Here is a 22,707-nt window from a genome sequence, read left to right as displayed (position 1 = left end):
GTCGGTCAGGCCGTCCCGGTGGGCTGCGTCACCGCGATCGACACATCGGTGCCGGGCACCTCACGGCCGTCGTCGGTGAGGAAGCCCACGTGGACGGCATGGCCGGTCGAGCGCGTCCGCCGGCGCGCGGAGGGGCCGGACGGGCGCGGCCGGTGGCGGTCGCCCCACTGCTGCAGCGAGGCCATGACGAGGTCGAGCTCCCGCCCGGCCTCGGTCAGGTGGTAGCTCTGCCGCTGCCTGCTGCCCGGCTCCTGGTACGTGCGGGTGCACAGCACCCCGGCCTCGACGAGCAGCTTGAGGCGGGCGCTGAGGAGGTTGGGCGCGATCCCGAGCGACGTCTGGATCTCGGCGAAGCGGTGCCGCCCGGCGAAGACCTCGCGCAGCACCAGCAGGGACCAGCGCTCACCGAGGATCTGCAGGCTCCGCTCGATGGAGCAGGCCGGCTGGTCCTCCTGGGGGCCCGACACGTGCCGTCCGGTCGTCACCGCGGCTCACCTCCTACCCGATGCGGCGGAAGGACAGTGTACACCTAGGTTTCCTCCTGCTACTCAGCCCCGGGCGGGAGGGGCCCGGAGCGGCCGGGGGACGCGTCACGGCCGTTGTCGGAGGCGATGGCTACGGTGGTCGCATGCCCGATTCCGAAGACGTCCGCCGCATCGCCCTCTCGCTCCCCGAGACGGTGGAGAAGGAGGCCTGGAGCATGCCCACGTTCCGGGTCGCCGGGAAGATGTACCTGACGCTGCCCGACGACGAGACGTCCTTCGCCGTGCGCTGCCCCATGCACGAGCGGGGCGAGCTGATCGCGGCCGAGCCGGGGAAGTTCTGGGTGCCGCCGCACGAGGCCGGATCGAACTGGGTTCGGGTACGGCTCGCCGCCCTGGACGACGTGGACGAGCTCCGGGACATCGTCGCCGACTCCTGGCGGCAGGCCGCGCCGCCGCGGCTCACCGAGACGGCGGGCCCGCCCGCGGGAGCCGGCGCGTGACGTCCCCGACGACCCCGCCCCCGCCCCCGCCGCTCAAGGCCGACTTCACCTTCACCGGCCGGATCGAGCGGACCGCCACCGAGGCCGCCCGCGCCGAGGCGCACGGCGCGGACGGCGTGCTGGTCAACGAGATGCGGCACGACGCCTTCCTCCAGCTGGCCCTCGCCGCGGGCGCCACCCGGCGGGCCGACCTGGTCAGCGGCGTGGCGATCGCCTTCGCCCGCAACCCGATGACGGTGGCCACGGCCGCGTACGACGTCCAGCGGCTCTCCGGCGGGCGGATGACCGTCGGCCTCGGCTCTCAGGTCAAGCCGCACATCACGCACCGCTACGGCATGCCCTGGTCGCGGCCCGCCGCCCGCATGAAGGAGTTCGCGGGCGCGCTGCGCGCCATCTGGCACAGCTGGCAGACCGGCGAACGGCTCCGCTTCCGCGGCGAGTTCTACACCCACACGCTGATGACGCCGATGTTCGACCCGGGCCCCCTGCCGTCCGGGCCGCCCCGCATCTGGCTCGCCGGCGTCGGCCCCCTGATGACCGCCGTCGCGGGCGAGGTCGCCGACGGGCTGATCTGCCACGCCCTCACCTCCGCGGACTACCTGCGGCAGGTGACCCTCCCCGCCGTGCACAAGGCCAGGGAGTCCTCCGAGCACGCGGGGCAGCCCTTCGACGTGGTGGGCAACGCCCTGGTCGCGACCGGCCGTACGCAGGAGGAGTACACGGCGGCCCTCACCGCCACCCGCGAGAGGATCGCGTTCTACGCCTCGACGCCCGCCTACCGCGCCGTGCTCGACCTCCACGGCTGGGGCGAACTCCACGACGAGCTGCACCGGCTGTCCGTGCGCGGCCGCTGGGCCGAGATGGGCCGGCTGGTCGACGACGAGGTCCTGGACGCCTTCGCCCTCCACGGTGAACCGCGGGAGGTCGGCCGGGCCGTGCGCGACCGCTTCGCGGGCCTGTGTACACGCGTCACCGTCTCCCTCTCCCACGACACCGACGACACCCTCGCCCTCGACGTGCTGGCCGGGGTGCGGGACTGACGGGCCACCGGGCCCTGACCAGGCCCGCACGATGATCGGCGGACCCTACATCCATCCGGCCCTCGGCACCTAACTTACGGAAGCTTCACATCCGCGAACGCCGCCGTGCGGCAATGTGTCCTCATGAGATCGCGCCCGTACGTACTGATGTCCGTGGCCTCCTCGCTGGACGGATGCCTGGACGACACGAGCACGACCCGGCTGCTGCTCTCCAACGAGGAGGACTTCGACCGGATCGACGAGGTCCGCTCCGGGGTGGACGCCATCCTCGTCGGGGCCAACACCATACGGTCCGACGACCCGCGGCTGCTGGTGTGCTCCGCCGAACGCCGCGAACGGCGCGTCCGCGCCGGGCTCCCGCCGACCCCGCTGAAGGTCACCGTCACGGAGAGCGGGAAACTGGACGCCGGCGCCCGGTTCTTCACCACCGGGGAGTGCGAGAAGGTCGTCTACACGACGTCCTGCGCGAGCGACTGCCTCCGCGAACGCCTGGGTGACGTCTGCTCCGTCGTCGACGCCGGCGACCCGCTCGACGTCCGGCTCCTGCTCGCCGACCTCGCCGGGCGCGGCGTCGAACGGCTCATGGTGGAGGGCGGGGGAGTCGTCCACACCATGTTCCTCAGCGCCGGGCTCGTCGACGAACTCCACCTCGTGTACGCGCCGTTCTTCGTCGGCCAGGCCGACGCCCCGCGCATGGTGCACCCCGCGGTCTTCCCGCAGGGCCCCCAGCACCGGATGACGCTCGCGGAGACCCGGCAGATCGGCGACGTGGTGCTGCTGCGCTACCTGCCGCGTCAGGACGCCTGACCAAGCCACCAGCGGGGCCGTGCCCTGCTGCGCCGGCGCGCCCCGGCCACAGCACGTCCCGGCCGAACGGCCACAGCGGCGAGCCCAGGGCGAGCAACCCGCGAACCTGCGACGCCTGGGTGACGCCCCGCGACCCCGCGCCGCGTGACGGAAGCACTCGCGGGCCCGGCGTCAGGGGCGCCGTGCGACAAGCACAGGCCCCGGCAGCGGAAGACGCCGCCGGGGCCTCGAACGGGCCGGGTCAGGAGGCCCGGCCGCCCGCGGACGCGGACACCAGCGTGCGGGTCTCCGCCACCATCCCCTCGGCCCCCGTGAAGCCCGCGGCGGACCGCGGTGCCGGCCGGTGCCGCCACAGCCACAGCACGTCACGGCCGAACGACCAGACCAGCGAGCCCAGCGCGAGCAAGGTCAGGGCCGCGGAGACCTCCAGCGGGACCAGCCCCGAACAGGCCAGGAGCAGGACGACGCCCTGCAGTGCCGCCACCGTCTTGCGCGCGAAGCTCGGCGGGAGCGGGGCGTTGAGCCACGGCAGCACCCACGCCGCCGCCACGAAGGCGTAGCGCATGGCGCCGATCACCAGCACCCACGGGCCCAGCGTCAGGGCGAGCCGCGTGCTCAGCACCAGGATCAGGAAGGCGTCGACCTCCATGTCGAAGCGCGCGCCCAGGGCGGACGCCGTGCCCGTGCGCCGCGCGACCTTCCCGTCCACCGCGTCGAGCGCCAGCGCCACCGCGGTCAGCCCGGTCAGCAGCGGCGCGCCGTGCGCGACGCCGCCCGCCACCATCGCCGTCACGCCGCCGACGAGCACCGCCCGGGCCAGGGTCACGTGGTCGGCCGGGCCCAGTGAGCGGCGTCCCGCCCGCCGCAGGCCCGCGGCGAGCAGCGCCCAGGTGCCCGCCGCGTAGACGGTCCCGGTCAGCCAGCCCACGGTGTCCAGGCCCACGGTGGCCCACAGCGCGGCGAGCAGCGCCAGCTGGGCTGCTGCCGCCCCGGCCTGCTCGCGCCCCGCGGTGCCCCCACGGAACTCGGATCCAACGGTCATCACGGTCATGAGACGTCCCCGCTTGTCGCCTGTGCGGCACAGCCGCGTACGGTACGGGCCCGGCACCACCCGGATGGCGGGTGCCTGTTGCCCGCCATGGAGTACGGAGGAAATCGGTGGAGCGTTCGGCGCGTGCGTTCTGGCTTCGAGAACCCGGCGAGGGCGAGGTCAGGGAGGTCCCCCTGGCGGAACCCGGTCCGGGGGAGGTGCTGGTGCGCTCCCTGTACTCCGGCGTGAGCCGCGGTACCGAGACCCTGGTCTTCCGGGGCGGGGTGCCCGTGAGCCAGCACCAGGCGATGCGGGCGCCGTTCCAGGACGGCGAGTTCCCGGGGCCGGTGAAGTACGGCTACCTCAACGTGGGCGTGGTCGAACAGGGGCCGCCCGAGCTGCTCGGCCGCACCGTCTTCTGCCTCTACCCGCACCAGACCCGGTACGTCGTCCCGGCCACCGCCGTGACGCCCGTGCCCGACGACGTCCCCGCGGGACGCGCGGTGCTGGCGGGCACCGTCGAGACCGCGGTCAACGCGGTCTGGGACGCGGGCCCGCAGATCGGGGACCGGATCGCCGTGGTCGGCGCCGGCATGGTCGGCTCCAGCGTCGCCGCCGTCCTCGCCGGCGTCCCGGGCGCGCGGGTGCAGCTGGTCGACGTCGACCCCTCCCGCGCCGCCGTCGCCGAGGCGCTCGGCGTCGGCTTCGCCCACCCCGACGCGGCGGAGGGCGGCTGCGACCTGGTCGTCCACGCCAGCGCCACCGAGGCGGGGCTCGGCCGCGCCCTGGAACTGCTGGAGCCGGAGGGCACCGTCGTCGAGCTGAGCTGGTACGGCGACCGGCGGGTCAGCCTGCCGCTGGGCGAGGCCTTCCACTCCCGCCGCCTGGTCGTGCGCAGCAGCCAGGTCGGCACCGTCTCACCCTCGCGCCGCACCCGGCGCACCTACGCGGACCGGATGGCACTGGCCCTGCGCCTGCTCGCCGACCCGGTCTACGACGCCCTCGTCACCGGCGAGAGCGACTTCGAGGAGCTGCCCCTGCTGATGAAGGAGATCGCAGGCGGTGAACGTTCCGTGCTCTGTCACCGTATTGCCTACCGTCCCGGTTAGGCCTTTGGGGAAGGTTGTCCTCGCGTGTTCAGTATCACCGTCCGCGACCACGTCATGGTCGCCCACAGCTTCCGCGGCGAGGTCTTCGGACCCGCGCAGCGGTTGCACGGCGCCACGTTCCTGGTGGATGCGACGTTCCGCCGCCAGGAACTCGACGCCGACAACATCGTCGTCGACATCGGCCTGGCGACCCAGGAACTCGGCGCGGTGCTCGCCGCGCTCAACTACCGCAACCTCGACGACGAGCCGGAGTTCGCCGGGACCAACACCTCGACCGAGTTCCTGGCGAAGGTCATCGCCGACCGGCTCGCCGACCGCGTGGCCGCGGGCAAGCTCGGCGAGGGCGCCCACGGCCTGACCGGCATCTCCGTCACACTGCACGAGTCGCACGTCGCCTGGGCGAGCTACGAGCGTCCTCTGTGAGCACGCCCGCCCGCACGGCCGCCCCCGCTCCGGCGGGGGCGGGCCCCGCGTACGTCGTCCTCCCGGGCGACGTCGACGACGCCACCGCGCCCAGCGGCGGCAACGTCTACGACCGCCGTCTGAGCCAGACGCTCGCGGCGGCGGGCCGTCCGCTGCGGGAACTCCCCGTGCGGGGCACGTGGCCCCGTCCGGACACCGCCGCCCGCCAGGCCCTGGCCAAGGTGCTCGCATCGGTGCCGGACGGCGCCGTCGTCCTGCTCGACGGACTCGTGGCCTGCGGCGTCCCCGAGATCGTCGTCCCGCAGACGCGCCGGCTGCGCACCGCCGTCCTGGTGCACCTGCCCCTGGCCGACGAGACCGGCCTCGACCCCGCCGCGGCCCGCGAACTCGACGCCCTGGAGCGCGAGACCCTGCGGGCCGCCGCCGCGGTCGTCGCCACCAGCCCCTGGGCCGCCCGGCGCATCGCCGAGCGGCACGCGCTGCCCGCCGGCCGGGTCCACGTCGTCACCCCCGGCACCGATCCCGCGCCGCTCGCACCCGGCACGCAAGCCGGCACCCGGCTGCTGTGCGTCGCCTCGCTGACCCCGCGCAAGGGCCACGACCTGCTCGCCGGTGCGCTCGCCGCCGTCGCCGACCTGACCTGGACCTGCCGCTGCGTGGGGCCGCTCGGCCGCGACCCCGAACACCTCGCACGCGTACGCGCGCTGATCGGCCGGCACGGCCTCGACGACCGCGTGCACCTCACCGGCCCGCTCACCGGCGAACCCCTCGCGGCCGAGTACGCCGCCGCCGACCTGCTCGTCCTGCCGTCCCGCGCCGAGACCTTCGGCATGGTCGTCACCGAGGCCCTGATGCGCGGCACCCCCGTGCTGGCCACCGCCGCCGGGGGAGTGCCCGACGCCCTCGGCCTGGCACCGGACGGCACACCGCCCGGCCTCCTCGTCCCCCCGGACGACACCACCGAACTCGCCGCGGCGCTCCGCCGCTGGCTCGACGACGCCGACCTGCGCGGCCGGCTGCGCACGGCGGCCCGCCGGCGGCGCGAGACGCTGCACGGCTGGGAGCACGCCGCGCGGCACATGGACGCGGTACTGGAACTGCTGCGGGAGGGAACCCGATGACCACGTCCGACACCGCCCCCTTCACACCGCACTGGCTCGCGCTGCGCGAGGACGCCGACGCCGCGGCCCGCGCCGCGGACCTGCTCGACCCACTCCGCGAGCACCTCGCGGGAGCGGCCCGCGGCACCGGCCCGCTCGTCGTCCGCGACCTCGGCTGCGGCACCGGCTCGATGGGCCGCTGGCTCAGCGGACGACTGCCCGGACCGCAGCACTGGATCCTCCACGACCACGACCCCTCCTTGCTCGACCTGGCCGCGGCGAGCCTGACCGGCCTCACCGCGGGCGGCGGCCCCGTCACCGCCGAGACCCGCGAGGGCGACCTCACCCGGCTCACCGCCGCCGACCTCGCCGGGACCTCGCTCGTCACCGCCTCTGCGCTGTTGGACCTGCTCACCGCCGACGAGATCGACGCCCTCGCCGCCACCTGCAACGCCGCCGCAGTGCCCGTGCTCTTCGGTCTCTCGGTGGTCGGCGAGGTCGAACTCGGGCCCGCCGACCCGCTCGACGCGGAGATCACCGCCGCCTTCAACGCGCACCAGCGGCGCACGGCCGGCGGCCGCGCACTACTGGGCCCCGACGCCCTCGATGCCGCCGGCAGGGCGTTCACCCGGTACGGTGCCACCGTCACGACCCGCCCCAGCCCCTGGCGGCTCGGCGCGGACCGGTCCGCGCTCACCGCCGAGTGGCTGCGCGGCTGGGTGGGCGCCGCCGTCGAGCAGGAACCCGGCCTGGCCGCCCTTGCGGAGCCCTATCTGCGCCGACGGCTCGAAGACTGCGCGGCCGGGCGGCTGACCGCCGTCGTCGGCCACGGCGACCTGCTCGCCCTGCCCGGAGGTGACGCCCGGTGAGGCAACGACTGTGGGCCTGGCTGCGGCTGCTGATCGGCGCGGGCATCCTCGCCGCCCTCGTGTGGCGGCTCGGCACCGGCGCGTTCGTCGACGGCCTGCGGGTCGTCGACGGCCCCGCCGTCCTCGCCGCCCTCGCGATCGGCCTGTTCACCACCGTGACGAGCGCCTGGCGCTGGTGCCTGGTCGCCCGCCGGCTCGGCCTGCGGCTCCCGATGGCCCGGGCCGTGTCCGACTACTACCGGGCGCTGCTGCTCAACGCGGTGCTCCCGGCCGGCGTCCTCGGCGACGTCGACCGGGCGGTCCGCCACGGCAAGCACTCCGGCGACGTCGGCCGCGGCGTGCGCGCCGTCGTCCTCGAACGGGTCGGCGGGCAGGTCGTCGTCCTCGCGCTCGGCGGGGCCGTCCTGCTCACCCGACCCGCCCTGGTCACGGCCATCGCCGGGGACCTCGTGCCGGGCCGGGCCGCCGCGGAGGTCACGGCCGGGGTGCTCCTGGCCGTCGTGGTGCTCGGCGGATGGCTGCTGTGGCGGCGCGGCGCCAAGGGCCGGCAGGCCTTGGCCACCGGGCTGGCCGACGTCCGCAGCGGACTGCTCGCCCGTGGCACCTGGCCGGGCGTGGTCGCGCTGTCCGCGGCAGGACTCGCCGGTCACATCGCCCTGTTCGTGGTCGCGGCCCGCGTCGCGGGCTCGTCGGCACCGGTCACCACGCTCGTGCCGCCGCTCATCCTGGCCCTGCTCGTGATGGGACTGCCCGTCAACATCGGCGGCTGGGGCCCGCGTGAGGCCGCCGCGACGCTCGCCTTCGGCGCGGCCGGGCTGGGCGCCACGCAGGGCCTCGCGACCGCCGTCGTGTACGGGGTGCTCACCCTCGTCTCCAGCCTCCCCGGGATCGCCGTGCTCGCCCTCCCCGGCGTGCGCGCGCTCGCCGCCCGCGTTCAGCGTGCGGAGGACGGCGCCGTGCCGTCCGTCAGGGCGCGGACGAACCGGAGCCCGGGGCGGCCTTCCAGCTCGACCGTACCGGCCGACACGAACCCCGTACGGGTCAGCACCGTGCGGGAGCCCGCGTTGTCCAGCGTGGTGACCGCCCACAGTGTCGTCAGCCCGTACTCCCCGGCCGCCAGGGCGCACACTTCGTGAACCGCGGCCGTGGCGAGCCCCCGCCCGGCCGCGCTCTCGGCGATCCGGTACCCCAGCTCCGCCGACCCGTCCGTCACGTCCACCACGTTGACCCGGCCCAGCACCTCGTCGTCCGCGCCGACCAGTACGTGGAAGTGGCAGACCCCGGCGTCCTGCTCGGCGAGCAGCGCCTGGTGCCGCGCGTCGAAGTACGCGAAGTAGTCGTCGCCCCGGTCCGGTATCGACGCGGCGAAGTACGCGCGGTTCGCCCGCTCGAACTCCAGGAGCGCGGTGGCGTGGTCGGCACGGAGACGTTCCAGGCGAGGCATGGGTCGATGCTAGGGCCTGACGCGGCGGCGGCATGTGAGAGCACCCGGCGTCGGCCGCCGCTCTGCCGGTGCCGCCAAGCCCTGTCGCACAGCCCCCCACCTTCGGCCGGGGGTGCCTCCAGGCACCTCCCAGCGGAGAAGGGGGGCTCCTTTGACGACAGGGCCCAGGACCGGTGCCCGACGGCCTCCGTCACCCCCCGGCTTTCGACGGAGGTGCTGCGTCGGCTGCTGGTTGCCGCGCTCGCGCACCCCGGATGGCTGCAGGCGGCCCCGGGCCCGGCCGCTGCGGCGGCCGGAGCGGCACGGGCTGGGCCCGCATGCGGGCTGGTGTTCGTCCGCGGCTCGGTCCGGGCTCCTCGCTGCCCGGACAGCGCACGTGCCCGTCGAGGAGGGCCGTGCCCCGGGGCCGCAGGGCCGGGGCTTCGGTCCCGGGGATCGTGGCACGGTTCCCTCGGTTCCACGGGACCGTTCCGTCGCCGCCTCGGCCCGCCCGCACGCCCGGCGCGAGCTGCGACGGGCCCGCACCCGGCGGCGGCCCGCAGGGGCGGGCGCGGGAGGCGGCGCCCGGACGTCTTCCCGACCGGTGCCCCGGGCCTGACCGGCGGTCAGGCGCCGCCGCCGGTGCGCCGCGCGAGGGTCCCGTACCGCGACGACACGGCGGCAGCCCTCGGGGCACCCGCGGCACGCGGTCAGGTGGCCGGCGAGGCGGCGGCGTCGGGGCGGGCGTGGCGGCCCGGACGGGGGCTCTCGACGCGCAGGGCGTCCTTGTCGGAGACGAAGAGCGCCGCGACCGCCGAGATCAGGGCCAGGCCCGTGCAGAGCACGAAGCCGGCGTGGTACGCGCCCAGGTTGGCCGTCGTGGTGCCGCCCGCGGTCACGGTGGTGGTCCCGACCGCGGTGAGGAGCGTGGCGATGAGCGCGGTCCCGAAGGCACCGCCCAGCTGCCGCTGCATGTTGAACACGGTCGCCGCCCGCCCCGTCGAGGGAGGGGGGATCGTGGCGAAGGCGGCGTTCTGCGCCGACATCATCACGTGCCCGATGCAGTACCCCAGGACGAACAGCACCCCGCGCAGCACCCACGGCGAGGTGGCCGTCGTGAACCCGGTCATCACCGCCACGCACACGCCCATGCCGGCCGAACCGCCCACCATGAGCCACCGCGGCCCGATCCGCCGGTACAGCCGCGGGGCGATCTGCGCGGCGGCCATCACGCCCACGGCCTCCGGCCAGGTGGCCAGGCCGCTCTCGAAGGCGTTGAAGCCCAGCGCCTCCTGCAGGAACATCGGGTAGAGCCACACCGTGCCGAGGAAGACCGCGCTGAGCGGGAACATCACGACGGTGTTCGCGCGGAACAGCCGGTCCCGGAAGAGCTCCAGGTCCAGCATCGGCATCGTGATCCGCCGTTCCACCAGCACCATCGCGCCGAGCGCCGCGAGCCCCACGAACAGCGGCACGAGGATGCCCGCGGTGCCCCAGCCGTCCTTGGCGCCGTTGGTCAGCGCGTACAGCGTCAGCGACAGCCCGCCGCCGGCCAGGAGGAAGCCGACGAGGTCGAAGCGCCCGGGGCGCTCCAGCCGGTAGTCCGGCAGGAAGAGCAGCCCGAAGACCACGGCCGCGGCGCCGACCGGCAGGTTGACCAGGAAGACCCAGTGCCAGGACACGGCGTCGCACAGCCAGCCGCCCAGCACCGGGCCGACGGCCGGGGCGATCGCGGTCGGCACCATCAGCGCGCGCTGCGCCTTGATCCGTTCCGCCGGCGGGTACGCCCGGAACAGCATGGTCTGGCCGACCGGGACCAGCAGACCGCCGCCGGCGCCCTGCAGGATCCGGTACAGGGTGAGCTGTTCGAGGCTGGTCGACATCGCGCACAGCGCCGACGCCGCGGTGAAGGCGACCAGCGCGGCGAGGAACACCCTGCGGGTGCCGTACCGGTCGGACAGCCAGCCGGCGACGGGGATGAAGACCGCCAGGCTGACGAGGTAACCGATGTTGACGCCGCCCAGCCCGGAGGCCGGCACGCCGAAGTCCTCGCCGATGGCCGGTACGGCGACGTTGACGATGGTGGTGTCCATGATCGCCATGAACAGCGCGGCGACGAACACCACGGCGACCGCGGTGGTCGGCGGAATCCTGCGTGCCAAAAGGAAGCTCCTCGCTCGGGGGCGCCTCCTGCGCGGCGGACCGCGTCCGGACGACACCGGTCACGGCTTCCAGATAAGCCCGGTCCCCGGCGTGGCGCACGCCGGAGTCACCCGCGTGCGTGTATCCGCCGGTTACCGGGGCGTCAGCGGCCGGTCCAGCGGGGCGGGCGCCGGTCCAGGAACGCGGCGACGCCCTCGTGCCGGTCCTCGGAGGCCATCACGGTGCGGGTGGCCTCCTCCGTGGCCCGCCAGCCGAGTCCGTCGGAGCCGGAGAGCCACGCGTCCATCGCCACCAGGCTCGCCTGGACCGCGACCGGGGCGTTCTCGCAGACGCGCGCGGCGAGTTCGAGCGCGCCCGCGAGCGCCCCGCCCTCACCGGTGACCCGGTTGACCAGCCCGGCGGCGTGCGCCCGAGCGGCGTCGACGGGGTCGCCGGTCAGCACCATCTCCCTGGCCAGGTTGACGGGCAGCGCGCGCGGGCCGCGGAACAGCCCCGCACACGTGGGCACCAGGCCGAGCCGGACCTCCGGCAGTCCGAAACGGGCGGTCGCCGCGGCCACCACCAGGTCGCAGGCGAGGACCAGTTCCATCCCGCCGCCCAGGGCGGCGCCCTCGACGGCGGCGACCAGCGGCTTGCGCCGGTGACGGCGGATCAGCCCGTACTCGCCGCCGCGCTCGGTGACGTAGTCGCCGATGGCGTTCAGATCGCTGCCCGCGCTGAAGACCCCGCCGGAGCCGGTGAGCACCCCGGCCCACAGCTCCGGGTCGTCCTCCAGGGTGTTGAACGCCGCGTCGAGCGCCTCGGCCAGGTGCCGGTCCACGGCGTTGCGCTTGTGCGCACGGCACATCCGGATCACCAGGACGCGGCCGTGCCGCTCCGTCCGCACCAACGGCTCTACGGGCGGCTCGGGCTGGGCCATGGCGGGCACCTCCGGTCGGTGGTCGGCGGGGGGTCCCCGGGATCAGCCGACGATATCCCCGTGGCGGCGGTCGCCGGTGGACCGGGGCGGCCGCGCACGGCACGATGGCCAGGGGCTTTACGAGGAGGGTGCCTTGGAGACGACGCGGGACGGATCGACCGGTGAGACGCCGCGCTGGCTCGAGCTGGCGGAGGTGGACAACATCCGCGACCTCGGCGGTCTGCCGGTGCGGGACGGGGGCACGACCCGGCGCGGTGTGGTGTTCCGGGCCAGCACCCTCCAGGAGGCCACGGCGGACGACGTCGAACTGCTGCTCGGCCGGTACGGGCTGCGTACCGTCCTCGACCTGCGCGGCCCGGACGAGGCGGCCCGCGAGGGGCACGGCCTGCTGGCGGACGCCGCGGTGCGCCGGATGAACCTGCCGGTCAGCCGGGTACGGGCGCTGGTCACCGACACCGTCCCGGCGACGACCGCGGACGACGGCGACGCGACCGGCTTCTACCTCGGACTGCTCGACGGCAGCGGCGAGTCGCTGGTCGCCGCGGCGCGCGTCGTCGCCGACACCGACCAGCACGCCGTCGTCTTCCACTGCGCCGTCGGCAAGGACCGCACCGGTGTCCTCGCGGCCCTCCTGCTCGACGCGGTGGGCGTGCCCGCCCCCGCCATCGCCGCCGACTACGCGCTCACCGCACAGCGCGTCGTCCGCATCCGCGCCCGCCTGGCCCGCTTCCCGTCCTACCGCGACCTGCCCGCCGTGGAGCACGCCTTCATGGCCTCGGAACCGCGCGTCATGCACCGCTTCCTGGACGTCCTCCACACCGGCCACGGCGGTGCGGGCTCCTGGCTGCGCGACCGCGGCCTGACGGCGGCGGAACTCACCCGTCTGAAGGAAGTCCTGGTCACCCCGGCCCCGCACTGACCGCTGCCGTTCGTGCGGGCGCGCCCCGGTTCCGCGGTGCCGCGGTGTGCGTCCGGTAGGGGCCGAGCGCGGTCGTGCCCTCGGGCACGGCCTATGCCCGGGGCGTGCCGTCCCAGCGCCACGACGTGGGACGAGGGTGCCCGGGCAGGTCGGCGCGTCCGGTGGCCCACAAAAGGGTGGACCAGGAATCCGTGGACGACGGCGCGTGCGGAAACAGCCGGGCGAGCACCCGGGAGCACAGATCGGCAGGCGGGCTCCATACGAGATCGAGCCCTTGTGCCAGGTCGTGGGTGTGCACAAGCGTCTCCACGATCCCCATCGCGGCGAATCCCTCGGGGTCCGAGACGCCGAAGGCGTGGTGAGCGCGGGTCTGCGGTGGCGTCGTGCGCACCATGGCGACCAGCAGCGCCCCGCTCGCTTCCAGGACCTGCAGCAGACCGGCGGGCCCCGCCGCGCGGTTCGCGTGAATGGCGTTCGCCGGGCCGCCGGGCCGCCGACTCTCCCATACGAAGGGCACCTCGCCGTCCAAGGGCGGTGTCTTGGGGCCCAGTTGTGCCGCGTAGGCGAAGAGGTCGTCGCTGAGGTGCTCGACGGTTTCCCAGCAGTCCCATTCCAGCGAACCGGCCTTGCCCTCCCAAGCAGCCGGGGGCGCCTCTCGGAGGACTGCCACCGCGAGCTGCACGGCGAGGTCGAGGTCATCCGCGGTGACGGGTGACCGTGAGAGGCCGGCATCGGCTGATCGGGACATGGCAGGAGCGTACCGCGACCGAAAGGCCCCTCCCATGGGTCACCGGCCCCGCGACCTGGGCGGCCTTCCGGCGCTCTCGTCGGTGTGCGCGCTGTCAGGAGGCCCGCGGGAAGGCCGGGTGCGCCTCCTTGCCGAGGAAGGTGAAGCGGGTGTCGCCCGTGAGGTGCTCCTCCAGGGCGTCCTTGACGCCCTGGAGGGCCGGGCCGGGGAGTCCGCGCCGCATGCCGGGGCGGGGTCAGGCGGTCGGCCAGAGCGTGACGTGGATGGCGGGGCGGAAGCGGGAGGGGGTGATGCCGGTGCCGGGGGCGCCCATGACGCGGGTGGCGGCGGCGGTGTGGAGGAAGTGGAGGAAGACGTCGGTCGCGGGGGAGCGGAGGCCGGGGGGCAGGACGGTGGCGTACCAGGTGGCGTCCGCCGGGGTGGCCGGGGTGTCGAGGAGGCGCAGCTCGTCGCGCCGCAGACGGGGGGTGACCAGGTGCGCCACCGCGGGCGCCACGCCCGCGCCCTCCGCGGCGGCGTCCCAGGCCGCGGTCTGGTGCGGGAAGACCCGGACGCGGGGTTCCGGCACCCGCAGCCTGCGCAGCAGGCGTCCCGTGTCGGCGCCGGGGTCGGTGCCGGAGGCGTCGACCAGCCACGTCCAGCGGGACGGCGGTCCCGCAGGCCGGGGTGCCCGGGGTCCGGTCACCGCGACCAGCAGGGCGCGGAAGACGGGCTCGCCGATCAGCCCCCCGCCGCGCACCGCACCCAGGTCCGGGCCGAGCGCCACGTCGGCCAGGCGGTGCTCCACCAGCGCCCGCATCTCACTCGTCGTGGCGACGCCGAAGGACGTGTCGATGCGGCGGCCCGTCCGTTCGGCGAAGGCCTCCGTCAGTGAGGGCAGCACGAATTCCGCGAGCGTGCCCGCGGCCACCACGCGCAGCTCGTCGGGCCCGCCCTGCGCCGCCCGCACCGCGGCCTCCGCGTCCGCGCTCAGCGCGACCATGCGCGAGGCGACCGGGAGCAGCCGCGCGCCCGCCGGGGTGAGCCGCATCCCGCCGCCCGGCGCGCGCCGGATCAAGGGGTCGCCGAAGTGCGCGCGCAGCGCGCTGAGCGACTGCGACACGGCGGACTCGCTCACGTTCAGCGTCCGCGCCGCGGCGGTGACGGAACCGAGCCGGGCCACCAGCACGAAGGTGCTGAGCTGCGTCACGGTCACCCTTCGATTTTCCCCCTTTCACCCCGATAAGTGAAGCCTTATCGGCCCATTGCACCGGCGCCTTGGCGAGGCGCAGCATCACCGCACAGGGGGAAGGCCCGGATCCAGGAGGGCGCCATGCAGGTTCCGGCCACATTCCAGTACGCGCGGGCGACCGGCGTCGACCACGCCATCGAGCTGCTCACCCGGTACGGGCCCGAGGCCCGCGTCGTGGCGGGCGGGCACAGCCTGCTGCCGATGATGAAGCTGCGGCTCGCCCAACCGGAGGCGCTGATCGACATCAACGGCCTCGACGAGCTGACCCGCATCCGGGTGGACGGCGGTGAACTGGCCGTCGGCGCCATGGTCCGCCACGCCGACCTGCTGGCCTCGGCCGTGGTCGGCGAGCACTTTCCCGTCCTCCGCGACGCGGAGCGGATGATCGCCGACCCGCTCGTGCGCAACCGCGGCACGGTCGGCGGATCGCTGTGCCAGGCCGATCCGTCCGAGGACCTGTCCGCCGCGTTCTGCGCGCTGCGCGCGACCCTCGTCGCCCAGGGTCCGGACGGCCGGCGGGCCGTGCCGGTGCGGGAGTTCTTCCTCGGCCCGTACGAGACCGTCCTCGGCGAGGCGGAGCTGCTGCTGGAGATCAGGGTGCCGATCCGCTCGCACGCCAGCGCCTACCGCAAGGTGGAGCGCCGTGCCGGTGACTGGGCGGTCGCCGCCGCGGCCGCGGTCCTGGAACTGTCGGCGGGCGTGGTCACCGAGGCGGGCATCGGGCTGACCGCCGTCGGCGCGCCCCGGTTCGTCGCCGAGGAGGCCGAGCGGTACCTGCGCGGGGGACCGCCGGGCGAGGAGCGGTTCGCCGAGGCGGGCCGGATAGCGGGGGAGGAGTGCCGGCCCTCCGCCGACCAGCGTGGCCCCGTCGACTACAAGCGCCACCTCGCCGCCGAGCTCACCGTGCGGGCGTTGCGCGCCGCGGCCGCCCGTGCCCACGGCCAGGAGGCCTGACATGCAGATCACGGTCACCGTGAACGGCGAGCGGTACACCCGGGACGTCGAACCCCGGCTGCTGCTCGTGCACTTCCTCCGCGACGAGCTGGGCCTCACCGGCACCCACTGGGGCTGCGACACCTCCAACTGCGGGGTCTGCGCCGTCTGGCTGGACGGCGCGCCCGTCAAGTCCTGCACGGTGCTGGCGGTGATGGCCGACGGCCACGAGGTCCGCACCGTCGAGGGCCTGGCCGACGGGGCGGAACTCGACCCCGTCCAGCAGGGGTTCGTCGCCTGCCACGGACTGCAGTGCGGCTTCTGCACCCCCGGCATGATGATGACCGCCCGCTGGCTGCTCGACCACGACCCCGACCCCTCCGAGGAGGACATCCGGGAGGCCATCTCCGGCCAGGTGTGCCGCTGCACCGGCTACGAGAACATCGTGCGCTCCATCCGCTGGGCCGCCGAGCAGGGGCGCACCGCGCGACCCGCCGGAGAGACGGCGCAGGAGGCCTCCGGCCGTGAGGAGGTGCGGACATGACCACCACCGGGGAACGGCCGGTCGGCTTCGGGCGGATGACCCGCAAGGAGGACGCCCGTTTCGTGCGCGGCCACGGCACCTACGTCGACGACGTGCGGCTGCCCGGGATGCTCTACGGCGCCGTCCTGCGCAGCCCGCTGGCGCACGCGCGGATCGTGTCCGTCGACACCTCCGCCGCCGAGGCGCACCCGAAGGTCAAGGCCGTGATCACCGGACAGACCCTGGCCGGGCTGGGACTCGCCTGGATGCCGACCCTTTCGTACGACACCCAGGCGGTGCTCGCCACCGACAAGGTGCGCTTCCAGGGGCAGGAGGTCGCCTTCGTCGTCGCCGAGGACCGCTACGCGGCCCGCGACGCCCTCGAACTGATCGACGTGGAGTACGACCCGCTGCCGCCCGTCGTCGACGCCCGCAGGGCGCTCGACGCCAACGCGCCGTTGATCCGCGACGACAAGGAGGGCCAGACCGGCAACCACGTCTTCGACTGGTCCGCGGGGGACAAGGAGCGCACCGACGAGGTGTTCGCCCGCGCCGACCTCGTCGTCACGCAGGACATGCTCTACCCGCGGGTGCATCCCGCCCCGCTGGAGACCTGCGGCACCGTCGCCGACATGGACGCCGTCACCGGCAAGCTCACCGTGTGGTCCACCACCCAGGCCCCGCACGCGCACCGCACCCTCTACGCCATGGTGTCCGGCATTCCCGAGCACAAGATCCGCATCATCTCCCCGGACATCGGCGGCGGCTTCGGCAACAAGGTCGGCATCTACCCCGGGTACGTGTGCGCGGTCGTCGGCTCGATCGTCACGGGCAAGCCGGTCAAGTGGGTGGAGGACCGCTCGGAGAACCTGATGAGCACCTCCTTCGCCCGCGACTACCACATGCACGGGGAGATGGCGGCGACCGCGGACGGGCGGATCCTGGGCCTGCGCGTGAAGGTCGTCGCCGACCACGGCGCCTTCAACGCCACCGCCCAGCCCACCCACTTCCCCGCCGGCTTCTTCGGCGTCTTCACCGGCTCGTACGACATCGAGGCGGCGCACTGCGAGGTCACCGGCGTCTACACCAACAAGGCGCCGGGCGGCGTCGCCTACGCCTGCTCCTTCCGCGTCACCGAGGCCGTCTACCTCGTGGAGCGCATGGTCGACGTGCTCGCCGCCGAACTCGGCACCGACCCCGCCGAACTGCGGATGCGCAACCTGCTGCGGCCCGAGCAGTTCCCGTACCGGAACAAGACCGGCTGGGAGTACGACTCCGGTGACTACCCGCGGGCCTTGCGGCTCGCGATGGACCTCGCGCACTACGACGAGCTGCGCCGCGAGCAGGCGGACAAGCGCGGGCGCGGCGAACTCATGGGCATCGGCGTCAGCTTCTTCACCGAAGCCGTCGGCGCGGGCCCGCGCAGGCACATGGACATCATGGGCCTGGGCATGGCCGACGGCTGCGAGCTGCGCGTCCACCCCACCGGCAAGGCCGTGCTGCGGATCTCCGTGCAGACCCAGGGGCAGGGCCACGAGACGACGTTCGCGCAGATCGTCGCCGAGGAACTGGGCATCCCGCCCGAGGACGTCGACGTGGTGCACGGCGACACCGACCAGACGCCCTTCGGGCTCGGCACCTACGGCTCCCGCTCCACCCCCGTGTCCGGCGCCGCCGCCGCACTGGTGGCCCGCAAGGTCCGCGAACGGGCCCGGCTGGTCGCCTCGGCGATGCTCGAGGTGAGCCCGGACGACCTGGAGTGGACCAAGGGCCGCTGGTCGGTCAGGGGCGACCCCGACCAGGGCCGCACGATGGCCGAGATCGCGCTCGCCGCGCACTCCACCCTCGAACTGCCCGAGGGCGTGGAGGGACACCTCGACGCGACCTGCGTCTACAACCCGCCCAACCTCACCTTCCCCTTCGGCGCCTACATCTGCGTCGCGGACGTCGACGCCGGCACCGGGCAGGTCAAGGTGCGGCGCTTCATCGCGGTGGACGACTGCGGGACGCGCATCAACCCCATGATCGTCGAGGGGCAGGTGCACGGCGGGCTCGCCGACGGGCTCGGCATGGCGCTCATGCAGGTGATCGCCTTCGACGAGGACGGCAACTGCCTCGGCGGGTCCTTCATGGACTACCTGCTGCCCACCTCCGTCGAATGCCCCTCCTGGGAGCTCGGCGAGACCGTCACCCCGTCGCCGCACCACCCGATCGGCGCCAAGGGCGTCGGCGAGTCCGCCACCGTGGGCTCGCCCGCCGCCGTCGTCAACGCCGTCGTCGACGCCCTGCGACCGCTGGGGGTACGTCACATCGACATGCCCCTGACCCCGGCGGCGGTCTGGCGGGCCGCACGGGGACGGCCGTTCCGCAGCGACCTGGCGATCACCTGAGGCCCCCGATGAAGAGCACGGAACTGCTGGACCGCGCGGACCAACTGCGGCAGGGCCGCACCCCGTTCGTCCTCGCCACGGTCGTCCGTGCGCAGCGCCCCACCAGCGCCAAGCCCGGCGACAGCGCGCTGGTGCTGCCCGACGGCACCGTGGAGGGCTTCGTCGGCGGCGTCTGCGCCGAGTCGACCGTGCAACTGCAGGGGCTGCGCCTGCTGGAGACCGGGGAGTCGGTGCTGCTGCGGATCACCCCCGGCGGCGCGGAGGGCGCGGCCGGGCGCGGGGCGGACGGGGGCGGGGCGGAAGGCGAGGGCCTGGTCACCGTCGCCAACCCGTGCCAGTCCGGGGGGACCCTGGACATCTTCCTGGAGGCCCATCTGCCGCCCCTGCTGGTGCACGTGCTCGGCCACGCGCCGATCGCCCGCGCCCTGCTCGACGTCGGCCGGGCCCTCGGCTATGACGCCAGGCCCGCGGAACCCGGGACCCCGCTGCCCGACGACCTGGACGCCGTCGTGATCGCCTCGCACGGCCGTGACGAGGAGGCCTCGCTGGCCGCGGCGGTGCGCGCGGGGGTCCCGTACGTCGGGCTCGTCGCCAGCCCCCGGCGCGGTACCGCCGTCCTCGCCGGGCTCGGGCTGACACCGCAGGAGCGGGCCCGCGTCCACACCCCGGCGGGGCTGGACATCGGGGCCCGGACCCCGGCGGAGATCGCCGTGTCGGTGTACGCCGAGGTCATCGCGGTGCGGCCGCGCCCCGCCGCCCGCCCTGGCGGCCGCCCCGGCACGGGCCAGCCCGCGGCGTCCCAGCGGCCCGTCGCGCAGGCCGTGGACCCGGTGTGCGGCATGAGCGTCGCCGTCACCCCCGGCACCGTCGCGCTGACGGGGCAGGGCGGCGGCGCCGTCTACTTCTGCGGCCCCGGCTGCCGGCACGCCTACACCGACGACCCCACCCGTTACGCGCATGCCTCCTGACCCCGACGCCCTCGTCCCCGACGTCCCCGCCCTGCGCGCCCGGCTCGACGCCGCCGACTACCTCGCCGACGACGCGCTCGCCACGGCCCTGCTGCTCGCCGTCCGCATGCGCCAGCCGATCCTGCTCGAGGGCGAACCGGGCGTCGGCAAGACCGAGGCGGCCCGCGCCCTCGCCACCGTCCTCGACACCCCGCTGATCCGCCTCCAGTGCTACGAGGGGCTCTCCGCCGCGGAGGCGCTGTACGAGTGGAACTACCCGCGCCAGCTGCTCGCGATCCGGCTAGCCGAGTCCCGCGGCGAACCCCTGCGCGACGCCGACCTGTTCACCGAGGACTTCCTGATGCCGCGACCCCTGCTCGCCGCCATCACCCATCCGGGGCCCCGGCCGGCGGTCCTGCTCATCGACGAGGTGGACCGCGCCGACGACGAGTTCGAGGCCTTCCTGCTGGAGCTGCTGGCCGACGCCGCCGTCACCGTCCCCGAACTCGGCACGCGCACCGCCACGGTGCCGCCCGTCGCCGTCCTGACCTCCAACCGCACCCGTGACCTGCACGACGCGCTGAAGCGGCGCTGCCTCTACCACTGGATCGAGTACCCGGACACGGAGCGCGTCGCCGCCGTCATCCGCCGCCGCGTCCCGGGCGCGGGGGAGTGGCTGGCGTCCCGCGTGGCCGGCGCGGTGGACCGGCTGCGCGCCGACCACCGGCTCACCAAGCCGCCCGGCATCGCCGAGGCCGTCAACTGGGCGGGCGCGCTGCGCGCGCTGGGCCTCACCTCGTTCGACGCGGACGCGGCCGACCGCACCCTCGGCGCGGTCCTCAAGTACGCCGAGGACCTCGCGGCGGTCCGCGCCGAGGGTCTCGCGCACCTGGTGGACAGCGATGCATGAGGCCGGGGGTGACGCGAGTAATGCGAGGGTCGAGACGGCTCCGGTACCCGGGCTGGCGGAGGTCGTGGCCACGCTCGGCGAGGCCCTGCGGCGGGCGGGGATACCGGTGGGACCGGACAGGGCGGCGCGGTGCGCGCGGGCGGTGACCGTGCTGGCTCCGGTGACGACGCCGCAGTTGCGGCACTGCGCGCTGGCCACGCTGGTGGCGGACCCGGAGCAGATCCCGGCGTTCGACGCCGTGTTCCGGGAGGTGTTCGGCGGTGAAGGTCCCGGGCACCCGGTCGCGCGGGGGCAGCGGGGCGACCCGCCGCGGTCGTCCGCCGGGGCCGGACGTGCCGCCCCGCGGCGTGGTGCCGGGCGGCCCGCGGAGGACACCCCGGGGCGGGCGCGCGACGTCGGGACACCGACCACCGCCAGCCCCGCCGACCGCCTCGCCACCCGGGACTTCGCGGAGCTGACCGAGGACGAACTCGTCCTCCTGGCACGGGCGATGCGCGCGATCGTGCTCAACACCCCGCTCCGTCCGTCCCGCAGGCGCCGGCCCGCCCACCACGGAGACCGCATCGACCTGCGCCGTACCCTCGCCGCCGGGCGCCGCACGGGCGGGTACCCGCTGCGGCTGCGCCGCTTCGTGCCGCGGCCCCGCCGCCGCGGCCTGGTCGTCCTCTGCGACATCTCGGGGTCGATGGAGCCGTACGCCCGGGCGATGCTGCAGTTGCTCTACTGCGCGTCGCGCGGCGCGCGGGCCGAGGTCTTCACGTTCGCCACCCGGCTCACCCGGCTGACCCCCGTCCTGCGGCGGCCCGGCCTGCCCTCCGACGCGCTGGCGCGCGCCGGGCGTACGGCGCCGGACTGGTCGGGGGGCACGCGGATCGCCGCGTGCCTGGGGGAGTTCAACGAACGGTACGGACGCCGTGGCATGGCCCGCGGCGCCGTCGTGGTGATCGTCTCGGACGGTTGGGACACGGGCGACCCCGCCGTCCTCGCCCGGCACATGGCGGCGCTCGCCCGGGTGGCCTTCCGTGTCGTGTGGGTCAACCCCCGTACCGCCAGCCCCCGTTACCGTCCGCTCGTGGGCGGCATGGCCGCGGCGCTGCCGTACTGCGACGCCGTCGTCAGCGCCCACGACCTGGCGGCCCTGGGCGACTTCGCCGCCGCGCTGTCCGCGCCGGGCCGCCGCCGTGGCGCGGGGCAGGTGTGACGCAGGGCTCCACGCGGGTGTCGGTGCCGGTGTCGGGCGGTGGGTCTCAACCGCCCAGCGCCTTGGCCTCCTTCTCCGGGGCGAGGCCCACCGTGGGCCGGTCGGGGCGCTGGGGTGCCGTGCCGCCCAGCGAGCGCAGCCACTCCCAGGTGTCGGCGACGGTCTCGGCGACGGGGCGGCAGCGCAGTCCGGTGGCGAGGGCGCGGGAGACGTCGGCGGTGTGGAGCGTGTCGTAGAGCTCGCCCGGGGGGAGCCAGACCGGCAGCTCGGTCCACGGCTCGATGCCCGCGGCCAGGACCGTCTCCGGGTCCGTCCAGCGCAGTTCGGCGTCGGATCCGGTCACCGCGGCGCAGGCTTCGAGGAGTTCGCCGGTGGTGGTGTGCCCGGGTGGGCTGACGAGGTTGTAGGCGCCGCCGAGGCCGGATTCCGCGGCGTCCAGGACCCATGCGGCGAGGTCGCGGGCGTCGACGTACTGCAGGGGGAGGTCGCGGGGGCCGGGGGCGAGGACGGGGCCGCCGCGGGCGATGCGGGTGAGCCACCAGGGGAGGCGGCCGATGTTCTCGTAGGGGCCGAGGATGAGGCCGGCGCGGGCCAGCAGGGCGTGGTCGCCGAAGGACTCGGTCGCGGCGAGTTCGCCGCCGCGCTTGGCGCGGGCGTAGTCGACGTCGTGTCCGTCACCGGGCGAGGCGTCCACGACGGGTCCGTCCTCGTCGAGTCCGGCGGGGGCGGGGTAGGTGTACACGGAGCGGCTGGAGACGTAGGCGTACGTCCGGGCGCGCCCGGCCAGGAGGCGGGCGGTGTCCCGTACGGTGGCCGGTGCGCCGGACCAGGTGTCGACGACGGCGTCCCACTCGCCGTGTGCGAGGGCGGCGAGGCCGCCTTCGGTGCCGCGTTCCCCGAGCAGCACGGTGGCGCCGGGCGGCGCTTGGTGCCGGCCGCGGTGGAACACCGTGACCTCCCAGCCCCGCTCGAGCGCGTCCTCGACGACGGCGCGTCCCACGAATTCGGTTCCACCCAGGGTCAGCAGCTTCATACCG

Annotated in this window: 23 protein-coding genes and 1 pseudogene; 15 read left to right on the top strand and 9 right to left on the bottom strand. The window is 75.0% G+C overall.

Annotated features, from left to right (window positions below; all coding sequences use genetic code 11):
• Positions 1-5: 5 nt before the first annotated feature.
• Complete coding sequence (locus OG937_08935) at positions 6-485, bottom strand: helix-turn-helix transcriptional regulator (protein ID WUD71812.1); 480 nt, start codon at positions 483-485, stop codon at positions 6-8.
• Between the two features lie 143 nt (positions 486-628).
• On the opposite strand from OG937_08935, the gene OG937_08930 reads away from it, so the two are divergent.
• From OG937_08930 to OG937_08920, 3 genes are all read left to right on the top strand, one after another.
• On the top strand, positions 629-985 hold the full coding sequence (locus OG937_08930) for an MmcQ/YjbR family DNA-binding protein (protein ID WUD71811.1): 357 nt from the start codon (positions 629-631) through the stop codon (positions 983-985).
• Positions 982-2,025, top strand: a complete 1,044-nt coding sequence (locus tag OG937_08925) for a TIGR03617 family F420-dependent LLM class oxidoreductase (protein WUD71810.1) — start codon at positions 982-984, stop codon at positions 2,023-2,025. Before OG937_08930 ends, OG937_08925 begins: the two co-directional genes overlap by 4 nt.
• A 123-nt stretch (positions 2,026-2,148) precedes the next feature.
• Positions 2,149-2,832, top strand: coding sequence for a dihydrofolate reductase family protein (locus OG937_08920; protein ID WUD71809.1), 684 nt, complete (start codon positions 2,149-2,151; stop codon positions 2,830-2,832).
• Between the two features lie 241 nt (positions 2,833-3,073).
• Here the strand turns inward: OG937_08920 and OG937_08915 are convergent, their stop codons facing one another.
• Positions 3,074-3,883 (bottom strand): CDP-alcohol phosphatidyltransferase family protein, encoded by an 810-nt coding sequence (locus tag OG937_08915; GenBank protein ID WUD71808.1) that lies wholly within the window; start codon positions 3,881-3,883, stop codon positions 3,074-3,076.
• A gap of 107 nt (positions 3,884-3,990) precedes the next feature.
• On the opposite strand from OG937_08915, the gene OG937_08910 reads away from it, so the two are divergent.
• The 5 genes and pseudogenes from OG937_08910 (at position 3,991) to OG937_08890 (ending at position 8,262) form a co-directional block, all read left to right on the top strand.
• Positions 3,991-4,971 carry a zinc-binding alcohol dehydrogenase gene (locus tag OG937_08910; protein ID WUD71807.1) on the top strand — a complete coding sequence of 327 codons (981 nt, stop codon included), beginning with the start codon at positions 3,991-3,993 and terminating at the stop codon, positions 4,969-4,971.
• 24 nt (positions 4,972-4,995) lie between these two features.
• Positions 4,996-5,394 carry a 6-carboxytetrahydropterin synthase gene (locus OG937_08905; GenBank protein ID WUD71806.1) on the top strand — a complete coding sequence of 133 codons (399 nt, stop codon included), beginning with the start codon at positions 4,996-4,998 and terminating at the stop codon, positions 5,392-5,394.
• A complete protein-coding gene (locus OG937_08900; GenBank protein ID WUD71805.1) occupies positions 5,391-6,515 on the top strand; it encodes a glycosyltransferase family 4 protein in 1,125 nt (374 codons plus the stop codon). The genes OG937_08905 and OG937_08900 overlap by 4 nt, the downstream gene beginning before the upstream one ends.
• A complete protein-coding gene (locus OG937_08895; GenBank protein ID WUD71804.1) occupies positions 6,512-7,363 on the top strand; it encodes a class I SAM-dependent methyltransferase in 852 nt (283 codons plus the stop codon). The genes OG937_08900 and OG937_08895 overlap by 4 nt, the downstream gene beginning before the upstream one ends.
• Positions 7,360-8,262, top strand: a pseudogene (locus OG937_08890) (flippase-like domain-containing protein). The gene OG937_08895 and the pseudogene OG937_08890 overlap by 4 nt, the downstream one beginning before the upstream one ends.
• Before the next feature lie 35 nt (positions 8,263-8,297).
• On the opposite strand, the gene OG937_08885 reads toward OG937_08890, so the two are convergent.
• From OG937_08885 to OG937_08875, 3 genes are all read right to left on the bottom strand, one after another.
• Positions 8,298-8,807: a GNAT family N-acetyltransferase gene (locus OG937_08885; protein ID WUD71803.1), complete on the bottom strand. Its 510-nt coding sequence runs from the start codon at positions 8,805-8,807 to the stop codon at positions 8,298-8,300.
• Positions 8,808-9,496: 689 nt separating this feature from the next.
• Entirely contained in the window at positions 9,497-10,948 is a 1,452-nt protein-coding gene (locus tag OG937_08880; protein WUD71802.1) for a multidrug efflux MFS transporter, read from the bottom strand.
• Positions 10,949-11,091: 143 nt separating this feature from the next.
• Positions 11,092-11,868: an enoyl-CoA hydratase-related protein gene (locus tag OG937_08875; GenBank protein ID WUD71801.1), complete on the bottom strand. Its 777-nt coding sequence runs from the start codon at positions 11,866-11,868 to the stop codon at positions 11,092-11,094.
• 133 nt (positions 11,869-12,001) lie between these two features.
• Between OG937_08875 and OG937_08870 the strand changes: the two genes are divergently transcribed.
• Positions 12,002-12,787, top strand: a complete 786-nt coding sequence (locus OG937_08870; GenBank protein ID WUD71800.1) for a tyrosine-protein phosphatase — start codon at positions 12,002-12,004, stop codon at positions 12,785-12,787.
• Positions 12,788-12,878: 91 nt separating this feature from the next.
• On the opposite strand, the gene OG937_08865 is transcribed toward OG937_08870, so the two are convergent.
• The 3 genes from OG937_08865 to OG937_08855 form a co-directional block, all read right to left on the bottom strand.
• On the bottom strand, positions 12,879-13,535 hold the full coding sequence (locus OG937_08865) for a hypothetical protein (GenBank protein WUD71799.1): 657 nt from the start codon (positions 13,533-13,535) through the stop codon (positions 12,879-12,881).
• A 94-nt stretch (positions 13,536-13,629) separates the two neighbouring features.
• Complete coding sequence (locus OG937_08860) at positions 13,630-13,758, bottom strand: hypothetical protein (protein ID WUD71798.1); 129 nt, start codon at positions 13,756-13,758, stop codon at positions 13,630-13,632.
• A gap of 12 nt (positions 13,759-13,770) precedes the next feature.
• On the bottom strand, positions 13,771-14,730 hold the full coding sequence (locus OG937_08855) for a LysR family transcriptional regulator (protein WUD71797.1): 960 nt from the start codon (positions 14,728-14,730) through the stop codon (positions 13,771-13,773).
• 117 nt (positions 14,731-14,847) lie between these two features.
• Between OG937_08855 and OG937_08850 the strand changes: the two genes are divergently transcribed.
• Genes OG937_08850 through OG937_08825 form a run of 6 tightly spaced genes read left to right on the top strand, consistent with a single transcriptional unit; the run spans position 14,848 to position 21,670 of the window.
• Positions 14,848-15,720, top strand: a complete 873-nt coding sequence (locus OG937_08850; GenBank protein ID WUD71796.1) for a xanthine dehydrogenase family protein subunit M — start codon at positions 14,848-14,850, stop codon at positions 15,718-15,720.
• A 1-nt stretch (position 15,721) separates the two neighbouring features.
• Entirely contained in the window at positions 15,722-16,243 is a 522-nt protein-coding gene (locus OG937_08845; GenBank protein WUD71795.1) for a (2Fe-2S)-binding protein, read from the top strand.
• Complete coding sequence (locus tag OG937_08840; protein WUD71794.1) at positions 16,240-18,612, top strand: aerobic carbon-monoxide dehydrogenase large subunit; 2,373 nt, start codon at positions 16,240-16,242, stop codon at positions 18,610-18,612. The genes OG937_08845 and OG937_08840 overlap by 4 nt, the downstream gene beginning before the upstream one ends.
• 8 nt (positions 18,613-18,620) lie before the next feature.
• Positions 18,621-19,580: an XdhC family protein gene (locus OG937_08835; GenBank protein ID WUD71793.1), complete on the top strand. Its 960-nt coding sequence runs from the start codon at positions 18,621-18,623 to the stop codon at positions 19,578-19,580.
• Positions 19,570-20,469, top strand: a complete 900-nt coding sequence (locus OG937_08830) for a MoxR family ATPase (GenBank protein WUD71792.1) — start codon at positions 19,570-19,572, stop codon at positions 20,467-20,469. The genes OG937_08835 and OG937_08830 overlap by 11 nt, the downstream gene beginning before the upstream one ends.
• Positions 20,462-21,670, top strand: coding sequence for a VWA domain-containing protein (locus OG937_08825; GenBank protein WUD71791.1), 1,209 nt, complete (start codon positions 20,462-20,464; stop codon positions 21,668-21,670). The genes OG937_08830 and OG937_08825 overlap by 8 nt, the downstream gene beginning before the upstream one ends.
• A gap of 46 nt (positions 21,671-21,716) precedes the next feature.
• Here the strand turns inward: OG937_08825 and OG937_08820 are convergent, their stop codons facing one another.
• A complete protein-coding gene (locus tag OG937_08820; protein ID WUD71790.1) occupies positions 21,717-22,703 on the bottom strand; it encodes an NAD-dependent epimerase/dehydratase family protein in 987 nt (328 codons plus the stop codon).
• Between the last annotated feature and the right edge of the window lie 4 nt (positions 22,704-22,707).

Source organism: Streptomyces sp. NBC_00510, from assembly GCA_036013505.1.
Classification (GTDB): Bacteria; Actinomycetota; Actinomycetes; order Streptomycetales; family Streptomycetaceae; genus Actinacidiphila.
Note: the sequence above shows the minus strand (reverse complement) of the source record. Positions and strands in the feature narration are given on the sequence as shown.

What these genes read in the sequence shown, in the direction of transcription:
- OG937_08860 (WUD71798.1), bottom strand. Translation starts at nt 13,758, where the DNA reads ATGCGGCGCGGACTCCCCGGCCCGGCCCTCCAGGGCGTCAAGGACGCC.
- OG937_08865 (WUD71799.1), bottom strand. Translation starts at nt 13,535, where the DNA reads ATGTCCCGATCAGCCGATGCCGGCCTCTCACGGTCACCCGTCACCGCG.
- OG937_08885 (WUD71803.1), bottom strand. Translation starts at nt 8,807, where the DNA reads ATGCCTCGCCTGGAACGTCTCCGTGCCGACCACGCCACCGCGCTCCTG.
- OG937_08875 (WUD71801.1), bottom strand. Translation starts at nt 11,868, where the DNA reads ATGGCCCAGCCCGAGCCGCCCGTAGAGCCGTTGGTGCGGACGGAGCGG.
- OG937_08835 (WUD71793.1), top strand. Translation starts at nt 18,621, where the DNA reads ATGAAGAGCACGGAACTGCTGGACCGCGCGGACCAACTGCGGCAGGGC.
- OG937_08930 (WUD71811.1), top strand. Translation starts at nt 629, where the DNA reads ATGCCCGATTCCGAAGACGTCCGCCGCATCGCCCTCTCGCTCCCCGAG.
- OG937_08850 (WUD71796.1), top strand. Translation starts at nt 14,848, where the DNA reads ATGCAGGTTCCGGCCACATTCCAGTACGCGCGGGCGACCGGCGTCGAC.
- OG937_08825 (WUD71791.1), top strand. Translation starts at nt 20,462, where the DNA reads ATGCATGAGGCCGGGGGTGACGCGAGTAATGCGAGGGTCGAGACGGCT.
- OG937_08920 (WUD71809.1), top strand. Translation starts at nt 2,149, where the DNA reads ATGAGATCGCGCCCGTACGTACTGATGTCCGTGGCCTCCTCGCTGGAC.
- OG937_08895 (WUD71804.1), top strand. Translation starts at nt 6,512, where the DNA reads ATGACCACGTCCGACACCGCCCCCTTCACACCGCACTGGCTCGCGCTG.
- OG937_08840 (WUD71794.1), top strand. Translation starts at nt 16,240, where the DNA reads ATGACCACCACCGGGGAACGGCCGGTCGGCTTCGGGCGGATGACCCGC.
- OG937_08830 (WUD71792.1), top strand. Translation starts at nt 19,570, where the DNA reads ATGCCTCCTGACCCCGACGCCCTCGTCCCCGACGTCCCCGCCCTGCGC.
- OG937_08845 (WUD71795.1), top strand. Translation starts at nt 15,722, where the DNA reads ATGCAGATCACGGTCACCGTGAACGGCGAGCGGTACACCCGGGACGTC.
- OG937_08820 (WUD71790.1), bottom strand. Translation starts at nt 22,703, where the DNA reads ATGAAGCTGCTGACCCTGGGTGGAACCGAATTCGTGGGACGCGCCGTC.
- OG937_08915 (WUD71808.1), bottom strand. Translation starts at nt 3,883, where the DNA reads ATGACCGTGATGACCGTTGGATCCGAGTTCCGTGGGGGCACCGCGGGG.